We start from the raw sequence: 8,226 nt of genomic DNA on the forward strand, positions 1-8,226 counted from the left end.
GGGTTGATGCCGCGAGCGCCGTGGTGGCCCGGCTCGCCTGGGCTCTCGTGAGGGCGGCGGACTGCTCGGCCGCGCGCCGCGCCCGGGCCGCGCGTTCGGCGGCCGCCTTCTGCTCGGCGGCTTCGGCCTGCGCGGCCGCCTGTTCGAGGGCGCGCTGCCGCGCGGCAGCGGCAGCGGTGGACTCTGCCGTGGCCACCTCGTAGCGGATCTGGCCGATCAGCTGCACGCGCCTGTCGAGGGCGGCGGCGGCGTCCGACGACGCGGTGAGGAGGTCACGCGCGGCCGGATGGCGCAGGTCGAGCCAGCAGGACGGGCAGACCGGTGACGGCAGCGGGGTGCGGCACGCCGGGCAGTGTGTGGTGTCGGTGAGGTCGGCCGTGGTGCGGGGCCACAGAAAACGGCCCGCGTACTGCGCGAAGTCGCGAATGGAGCTGCTCGGTGACATCAATCCCCCTGATGAATGGTGCGGCTCCCACAGGGTACTGGTTCAGGGGGTGCTGCCAAGGGAGTTGGCCACAGACCATCCGCGAGAGCGGTCGGGTGGTCACCTCGGGGCTCGTGAGGCAGCCACACCGCCGCTTTCGCGGGAGTTACAGGTTGTGGTCGGCGAGCCAGCCGAGCAGCACCCGCTCCACAACGGCCGGTTGCTCCACGTTCGGCAGGTGCGCGGTGTCGCGGAAGACGCATCCGTCGGCGTCGGGCACGGTGCTGAGCAGGTACTCGTAGGCCGTCAGGACCTCAGACATGTCGTGCTCCCCCACGGCCACCAGGGTGGGCACGTCGATGTCGACGACCCGATCGTAGGCGGGCGGTTCGAGGGGGAGAGACACCGGATTCTCCTCCGCGTGGATGACGTTCACCCGGTTCAGCGCGTAGGCGGTGGCGACGAATTCGGGGTCGAGGTCGTCCTCCCGGCGCAGCGGGCCGAAATCCCAGATCGCCGCCTCGAGCCGGGCCAGTCGGTGCCAGTCCCTGGCCTCGAAGGCCTGGTCGATCTCGTCGAACCTGGTGTCCTCCACCTCGGTCAGCTCGGTGTCGGGGAACCCGCTCGGGCCCGACCCGATGACGACGAGCCCGGCCACCCGGTCGGGGCGCTCCACCGCCAGGTCGATGGCGATGGTGCCGCCGCGCGAGCAGCCGATCACCGTGGCCCTGGCCACGCCGAGGTGGTCGAGCAGGGCCAGGGCATCCGCCCGGTTGGAGAACTCGACGTCGTCGGTGCTGGTCTGGCCGAAGCCACGGGTGTCGAAACGGATGACGAAGTGGTCAGTCGCCAGCGCCGCGATCTGTGGATCCCACATGTGCAGCGTGGCGATGCCCGCGTGGATCAGCAGCAGCGCCGGCTTCGAGACGTGTCCGTCGGTTTCGTAATACAGGCTCGCGCCCGGCACATCGAGGTGAGGCATGCCTTGAGCGTAGGGGAGCGGACCGCGCGGCGGAAGAGCGATGCGGATCTCAGAACCTGGCGGTGAGCGCCGTGTCCATCGCGTCGAAGACGGCCTGCCAGCCCGCGGTTGTGCCCTCGTACTCGTCGGGCGAGAGGTTGCCGCCGGTTCGCGGCGAAGCAGATGCCCGTTGTGGTCCGCTTCGGCGGCGTGCTACCGTTCGGGCAATCGTGAACAACCGGCAGGAGGTGAGACCCATGTACGCAGTATCCACAGTGGGCGCTCCCCAGCCGGCCACGGTCACGCGACTGAGATAGTCGCCGCCGGGAGCGCTTGACAGGCACTTCTTAGAAAGGCGACTCCCATGAACACAACACCTGCCATTCCTCCCCACGCCACCCGAGCGCTGGTCCTGGGCGGAGGCGGATCGACCGGCAACGCGTGGCTGATCGGCGTCGTCGCCGGCCTGTCTGAGGCCGGGTTGGACACGACTGAGGCCGACCTCGTCATCGGCACGTCGGCCGGATCGACCGCCGCGGCCCAGCTCACGAGCGCCAGCCCGGCCGCACTGCTGGCCGACATCCTCTCGGCCGCGCCCCCACAGCGGCCGACCCCTGCAGGAACCGGGCGCGGCGGCGCTCGAGCTGGCTGCGGCCTCGGACGGCACCGGACCGGCGCGGTGGCGCGCGATGGTCGCCGCCCGGCTGCCCAGCCAGCGCTGGCCGGAGGCGAGGATGCTCATCACGGCGGTGAACGCCCACACCGGCGAACCGGTCGTCTTCGACCGACACGGCGGGGTCGACCTTGCGGATGCCGTGGCCGCCAGCTGCGCCAGCGGCTTCGCCTACAGCAGCCGTGGCCACTCCTACATCGACGGCGGCTACCGATCCAACGCCGACAATGCGGATCTGGCCGCCGGCTGCGCACGGGTGCTGGTGCTGTCCCCGTTCGGCGGCAGATCCTTGAGTCCGGTGGGCTGGGGCATGCATTTGGCTACCCAGATTGCCGACCTGCGCGCCCACGGCAGCAGGGTGGAGACCATCTTCCCCGGCAGCGACTCCGAGCACCTGTTCGGCGCCAATGCGATGGATCTCTCCCTGCGCCCGCCTGCCGCCCGCGCCGGCTACGAAACGGGCAGGGCCGGTGCCGAGCACCTCGCCGCGTTCTGGCGCTGACGCGGCGACATCCGCGCCGCTCGACGAGCCTGACTTACGCTGGAGCCAAAGTGTACTGTAGAGTACAGATGTGGTCAGGGAGGGAAGTCGACGCAGCGTCGAGCGGGCGGATGCCGTTCTGCAGGCGACCGTTGACCTCCTCGCCGAGGTGGGCTACTCGGTTCTGACCATCGACGCGGTTGCGGCGCGGGCGCACTCCTCCAAGGCCACCATCTACAAGAGCTGGCCCACCAAGACCGCCCTGGTCGTGGCCGTCGCCGCGCAGCTGGGCCCGGTCGCCATCCCGGTGCTCACGAATGCGGACAGCCTCACCGAATCGGTGCGGGCGATCGCCGCCGCCGCGCACAGCATCACCGTGGGACGATTCGGCCGGCTGGTGCTGGCGCTGGACGCCGCGGGCCGGTCGGACCCCGTGATCATGGCGGCCGTGGAGGAACACCTCGCGGCACCGCTGGACCGCGCGGTCAGCACGGCGCTCGACGAACTCCAGAATGCGGGCCGGATCGACTCCGCAGTGGACACCACGCTCGCCAGCCGGGTGATCCTCTCGGTGCTGGTGGATCGGGGCCTCGCCCGCGGAGATGTGGTTTCCGACAACGACCTCGACAGCTTCGTGCGCGACTGGCTGGTGCCCGTACTGACCCCGAAACACCTCGGTACCCGCACCCCCGGCCCCGGCTAGCCTCCCCGTCAGCACCGAAGAACCGCACCCGCCGGCCACCTCGCCGGAGCGTCTCCTCCGTGCGCCGACGCACGACCCCGTTCCCACCCGCAACACCGTTTGGAGCACCACCATGTCCACTTCCACCCCTCCCGCCAGGCCCCCGGCCCGGGCACCGGCCGGCGATCGGTGCGCGGCAACGCGGGCCTGTCCCTGGCCGCCGTCTGCTTCGGGCTGTTCATGGTCGGGCTGGACGGCACCGTCGTCTCCGTCGCCAACCCCGCCATCTCCGATTCCCTCGGCACCTCGTTCACCGAGCTGCAGTGGATCACCAACTCCTACCTGCTCGCGCTTGCGGTCTTCCTCATCCTCGGCAGCAAGCTCGGTGACCGGTTCGGTCGCAAGAAGATGTACCTGATCGGCGTCACGGCCTTCGCGATCACCTCGGTCGCGATCGGCCTGGTCGGCACCACCGAGGGCGTCATCGCCTTCCGGGCGCTGCAGGGCCTGAGCGCTGCACTGCTGATGCCGCAGACCCTGGCCCTGCTGCGGGCCACTTTCCCGCGGGAGAAGTTCGGCATGGCCATCGGCATCTGGGGCGGCGCGTCATCCGTCGCCATCGCCGCCGGGCCCATCGTGGGCGGCGCGTGGTCGGCACCGTCGGCTGGGAATGGGTGTTCTACATCAACGCCCCCATCGCCGTGATCGGCCTGATCCTCGGTGGCTTGGTGCTCAAGGAAAGCGCCGCCACCACCAAGGCCCGGTTCGACATCACGGGTGTCGTGCTCCTGGCTCTCGGGCTGTTCGCCGTTGTCCTGGCCGTGGTGCAGTCCGAGGCGTGGGGCTGGACCAGTCCCCTCACCCACGGCGTCCTGGCCGGCGGCCTGCTCCTGCTCGTCGCCTTCGTGCTGGTGGAGAACCGGGTCGCGGCCCCGCTCCTGCCGATGGCGCTGTTCCGGAACCCCACCATCACCGTGGGCGCCCTGGCCGTCGCGGCCAACTTCTTCGCACTCTTCGGGGTGATCTTCCTCCTCGCCCTGTTCCTCCTCAATTTCCGCGGCGAGGCCGGTATCGCGGCCGGACTGATGCTGCTGCCGCTGAGCGGGGTATCCATCATCGCCTCGCCCATCGGCGCGGCAATGGTGGGCAAGCTCGGCACCCGTTTCACCATGTCGCTCAGCCTCGTGCTGGTCGGCGGCGCCCTCTTCGGCCTGACCACCATCGGCATCCACTCGCCATACATCGCAATGGCCGTGCCGTTCGTCGTGCTGGCCCTCGGCGTGGGGCTCGTGATGACCTCCGGCGCCGAAGCCATCGTCGGCATCGCACCCGTACAGCTCGCCGGCGTCGCCGGCGGCCTGCAGGCCACCTCCCTGCAGCTGGGTGGGGCGCTCGGCACCACCGTGCTGGCAGCCATCGTCTCCGCCGGAACGATGAGCGGACTTGGCACGACCAGTTTCCCCGGCAGGGAAGCCGTGGCCCAGGGCATCATTCCCACCGGGTTGGACGCCACCACCACAGCCCTGGCCCAGGACGCCTTCACCGGCGCCCTCTCGAGCGCCTTCATCGTGGCCGGCTGCGTCGCCATCGTGATCGCCATCGCCGCGGCGATCTTCGTGCGCAACCCGACGGCGCACCACACCGTCGACGAAGTCCTGCTCGAGACCGAATCCGGCCTCTCGGGCTCCCCGGCCGACGAGCTCGCGCGCTAGCTCACCGCATCCGGCCCACGGGCCACCGCTCCCGGCGAAACCGGCACCGGCGGTGGCCCTAGGCTCGAAAGATGGGTGGTGTTCTGGTCGGGTTCTCGATCATCGGGTTTGTGATCCTGGTGGGCTACGTCGTCGAGCGCACAGGAGTGGCCGGTGAGAGCGCCGGTCGGGTACTGAACCGCATCGCGTTCTTCGTGGCCACCCCCGCCCTGCTCTTCACCGTTCTCTCGCAGGCGGATGTGCACGTGCTGTTCTCCGCATTCCTCGCCACCGTGCTGTGCAGCGTGATTGTCGGCATGCTGCTGTATGTCGTGCTGGCCAGGCTGTTCTTCCGGAATCCCCTGCCCGAGACGGTGCTCGGCGCCACCAGCGCCACCTACGTGAACGCGAACAACATCGGCCTGCCGGTGGCCATCTACGTGCTCGGCAGCGCCCAGTACGTGGCGCCGGTGCTGCTGCTGCAGCTGCTGGTGCTCGCCCCGATCACCCTGAGCATCCTCGACGCCTCGACCCGCGGGCGGGTGTCGGTGCGCAGCATCCTCACCCAGCCGCTGCGGAACCCGATGATCATCGCCTCGGTGCTCGGCGTGGTCGTGGCGGCCCTGGGCATCCCGGTGCCCGACGCCGTGATCGCGCCGCTGGACATCATCGGCGGCGCCGCGATTCCGCTGGTGCTGATGTCGTTCGGCATGTCACTGCACGGGCAGCGGCTGCTGCAGGCCGGCACCGGGCGCAAGCAGGTGGCCGCCGCCGCGCTGATCAAGGTGGTGCTGATGCCCGTGATCGCGTACCTGTTCGGCCGGTTCGTGTTCGGGCTGGCCGGCACCGAGCTGTTCGCCGTGGTCACGGTGAGCGCGCTGCCGACCGCGCAGAACATCTTCAACTTCGCCTCCCGTTACGACCGGGGCGTGGTCGTGGCGCGGGACACCGTGCTGGTCACCACCATCGGCGCGATTCCCGCGCTGGTGATCGTGGCGGCGCTGCTCGCCTGAGCACGGTCGCCCGTCAGGCCGTGGGCTTCGGCGCCTTCTGCAGCCACGGCCGCAGCCGGCGGGTGATGAACGGCATCACGAGGTAGGTCATCGTTGGCGCCATCACGCAGGTCGTCAGCAGGATCCGCAGCACCGTGGGAATGTCGTTCCAGTGCGGGTCGACACCGGTGACCAGGTAGGTGAAGATCACGTTCAGCGGGAAGAAGCCCAGCCCGATCGCCATGGCCTGCTTCCAGCGCGGCGGTTGGACGAGCGCGGTCGGCCCGGCGTTCGCCTGGGAATCGTCGAACCAACCCTCGATGCCGGTGCGCTTCACCACGTGCGACTCGAGAACCAGGCCCTCACCCTCGTGCAGCCAGCTGGTGCGGGCGATCGAGGTCTCCCAGGCCTCCAGTGCTGCCGCGTCTTCGAACTTGTAGAGCATGTGCCAGTGGGCGGAACCCGCGTGGGCGCGCACCCAGCCGGAGCCGAGGAAGCCCGGGTACTCGTTGGCGAGGTCCATCCCGGTCTGCACCCACGAAGTGGCCTCGTCGAACCGGTCGGGGTCCACCCGCCGCCGGATGGACACGGTGACGGGTTCGAGTAACGGGTCGTCGGTCCCGGGTGCAGCAGCCATCCATCCAGTATGGGTGACTCCCGCGGCCGTCTAGAAGATCATCGGGCGGTCGTCGTCCTCATCGTCGCCGGTGATGTCGACCACCACGGGGACGTGGTCGCTCGGGGCGTCGCCCTTGCGCTCGTTGCGGTGGATGCCGGCATCCGTGACCAGCTGGCCGAAAGCCGGGGAGCCGAGGATGAAGTCGATGCGCAAGCCCTCGTTGCGCGGGAACCGCAGCGCCTTGTAGTCCCAGTACGTGAAGCCATCGGGCACGATCGGGCGCACCACGTCGGTGAACCCGGCCGTCTCGAACGCCTCGAACGCGCTGCGCTCAGCCCCGGAGATGTGGGTGGACACGCCCGGCACGAGGCTGGGGTCGCCCACGTCGGAGTCCAGCGGCGCCACATTCCAGTCGCCCATCAGCGCCATCGCGAGCTGAGGATTACGGGCCAGTTCATCGGCGGCGTGGGTCTTCAGCCGGGTCAGCCAGTCGAGCTTGTAGACGTAGTGCGGGTCGTCGAGCGAGCGGCCGTTGGGCACGTACAGGCTCCACAGGCGCATGTCGTCCACGGTCACGCCGAGCGCGCGGGCCTCCAGCGGCAGGCCCGGGCCCTCTTCGCCCTTGAGGAAGCCGGGCATCCCGGGAAACGCGGTGGCGACATCCGTCATCTCGGAACGGCTGGCGAACGCGACGCCGTTCCACTGGTTGAGGCCGTGGATGGCCAGCTCGTAACCGGCGTCTTCGAAGACCTGCGCCGGGAACTGCTCCGGCTTGCACTTGATCTCCTGCATCGCGAGCACGTCGATGTCCTCCCGCACCATCCAGTCGACCACCCGGTCGACGCGGGCACGGATGGAGTTGACGTTCCAGGTGGCAATGCGCATGCCTCCAGCCTATTTGGCCCCGGCGCTTGAGAAACCTCGCCGACACACGTGAGTGGCAGGATGGCTGTATGTCGGAATTGCAGATCGGTTACGCGGCCATGTTGGAGCAGTTCGCCCCCGCCGAGGCGGTGGCACTGTCGGTCTACGCGGAGGAGCACGGCTTCTCCGGCGTGATGGCGGCGGACCACTTCCAGCCGTGGGTGCCCGCGCAGGGGGAGTCCTCCTTCGTGTGGAGCGTCCTAGCCGCGATCGGTGAGCGCACCACGGGCGACATGGGCCCGGGTGTGACCGCGCCGACCTTCCGCTGGCACCCCGCGATGGTGGCGCAGGCCTCCGCGACGCTCGCCTCGATGTACCCCGGCCGGCACTGGCTGGGCCTCGGCTCCGGTGAGGCGCTGAACGAGCACATCGTCGGCGGGTACTGGCCGGAGGCGCCCGAGCGGATCAACCGCATGTTCGAGGCGATCGACCTGATCGACAAGCTGTTCACGGCCTCCCTCGCGGGCAGGGACACGAAGTTCGAGGGGAAGTTCTACAAGCTCGAGACCACGCGGCTCTGGACGATGGACGAGCGGCCGCCGATCCTCGTCGCGACCGCCGGTCCGATCACCGCGAAGCGGGCGGGCAAGGCCGTCGACGGCCTGATCACCGTCGGGGCTCCCCTCGAGAAGATCTCCGGGCTGTTCGAGCGCTTCGACGCCGGGCAGCGGGAGGCGGGCAAGGACCCGGCGAAGGCGCCGAAGGTCCTGCAGGTCCACCTGTCGTGGGCGCCGACCGACGAGGAGGCGCTCGCGAACGCGATGACGGAGTGGCCGAAC

At 69.6% G+C, this 8,226-nt stretch carries 8 protein-coding genes and 2 pseudogenes; 5 read left to right on the forward strand and 5 right to left on the reverse strand.

What is annotated here, in order from left to right; all coding sequences use genetic code 11:
* The 3 genes from JWP54_RS10640 to JWP54_RS10650 form a co-directional block, all read right to left on the reverse strand.
* Nucleotides 1-445: hypothetical protein (locus JWP54_RS10640; protein WP_297371584.1), on the reverse strand; the 445-nt coding region annotated here is incomplete at its 3' end.
* A 145-nt stretch (nucleotides 446-590) separates the two neighbouring features.
* A complete protein-coding gene (locus tag JWP54_RS10645; RefSeq protein WP_297371587.1) occupies nucleotides 591-1,406 on the reverse strand; it encodes an alpha/beta fold hydrolase in 816 nt (271 codons plus the stop codon).
* Nucleotides 1,407-1,455: 49 nt separating this feature from the next.
* Nucleotides 1,456-1,644 carry a hypothetical protein gene (locus tag JWP54_RS10650; RefSeq protein WP_297371589.1) on the reverse strand — a complete coding sequence of 63 codons (189 nt, stop codon included), beginning with the start codon at nucleotides 1,642-1,644 and terminating at the stop codon, nucleotides 1,456-1,458.
* Nucleotides 1,645-1,749: 105 nt separating this feature from the next.
* Between JWP54_RS10650 and JWP54_RS10655 the strand changes: the two are divergent.
* The 4 genes and pseudogenes from JWP54_RS10655 (at nucleotide 1,750) to JWP54_RS10675 (ending at nucleotide 5,925) form a co-directional block, all read left to right on the forward strand.
* A pseudogene (locus tag JWP54_RS10655) lies at nucleotides 1,750-2,560 on the forward strand (patatin-like phospholipase family protein).
* Between the two features lie 70 nt (nucleotides 2,561-2,630).
* Nucleotides 2,631-3,242: a TetR/AcrR family transcriptional regulator gene (locus JWP54_RS10660; protein WP_297371590.1), complete on the forward strand. Its 612-nt coding sequence runs from the start codon at nucleotides 2,631-2,633 to the stop codon at nucleotides 3,240-3,242.
* A gap of 219 nt (nucleotides 3,243-3,461) precedes the next feature.
* Nucleotides 3,462-4,933 (forward strand): annotated as a pseudogene (locus tag JWP54_RS10670) (MFS transporter).
* Nucleotides 4,934-5,004: 71 nt separating this feature from the next.
* Nucleotides 5,005-5,925, forward strand: a complete 921-nt coding sequence (locus tag JWP54_RS10675) for an AEC family transporter (protein WP_297371599.1) — start codon at nucleotides 5,005-5,007, stop codon at nucleotides 5,923-5,925.
* 13 nt (nucleotides 5,926-5,938) lie between these two features.
* Here the strand turns inward: JWP54_RS10675 and JWP54_RS10680 are convergent, their stop codons facing one another.
* Nucleotides 5,939-6,541 (reverse strand): antibiotic biosynthesis monooxygenase, encoded by a 603-nt coding sequence (locus JWP54_RS10680; protein WP_297371603.1) that lies wholly within the window; start codon nucleotides 6,539-6,541, stop codon nucleotides 5,939-5,941.
* 30 nt (nucleotides 6,542-6,571) lie between these two features.
* Nucleotides 6,572-7,408 (reverse strand): exodeoxyribonuclease III, encoded by an 837-nt coding sequence (locus JWP54_RS10685; protein WP_297371605.1) that lies wholly within the window; start codon nucleotides 7,406-7,408, stop codon nucleotides 6,572-6,574.
* A gap of 68 nt (nucleotides 7,409-7,476) precedes the next feature.
* Between JWP54_RS10685 and JWP54_RS10690 the strand changes: the two genes are divergently transcribed.
* A partial coding sequence (locus tag JWP54_RS10690) for a TIGR03557 family F420-dependent LLM class oxidoreductase (protein WP_297371608.1) occupies nucleotides 7,477-8,226 on the forward strand: 750 nt, incomplete at its 3' end.

Source organism: Cryobacterium sp. (assembly GCF_025463825.1).
Lineage (GTDB): Bacteria > Actinomycetota > Actinomycetes > Actinomycetales > Microbacteriaceae > Cryobacterium.

Excerpts from the sequence above, each read along its gene's own strand:
- JWP54_RS10675 (WP_297371599.1), top strand. The coding sequence starts at position 5,005 with ATGGGTGGTGTTCTGGTCGGGTTCTCGATCATCGGGTTTGTGATCCTG.
- JWP54_RS10680 (WP_297371603.1), bottom strand. The coding sequence starts at position 6,541 with ATGGCTGCTGCACCCGGGACCGACGACCCGTTACTCGAACCCGTCACC.
- JWP54_RS10685 (WP_297371605.1), bottom strand. The coding sequence starts at position 7,408 with ATGCGCATTGCCACCTGGAACGTCAACTCCATCCGTGCCCGCGTCGAC.
- JWP54_RS10645 (WP_297371587.1), bottom strand. The coding sequence starts at position 1,406 with ATGCCTCACCTCGATGTGCCGGGCGCGAGCCTGTATTACGAAACCGAC.
- JWP54_RS10650 (WP_297371589.1), bottom strand. The coding sequence starts at position 1,644 with ATGGGTCTCACCTCCTGCCGGTTGTTCACGATTGCCCGAACGGTAGCA.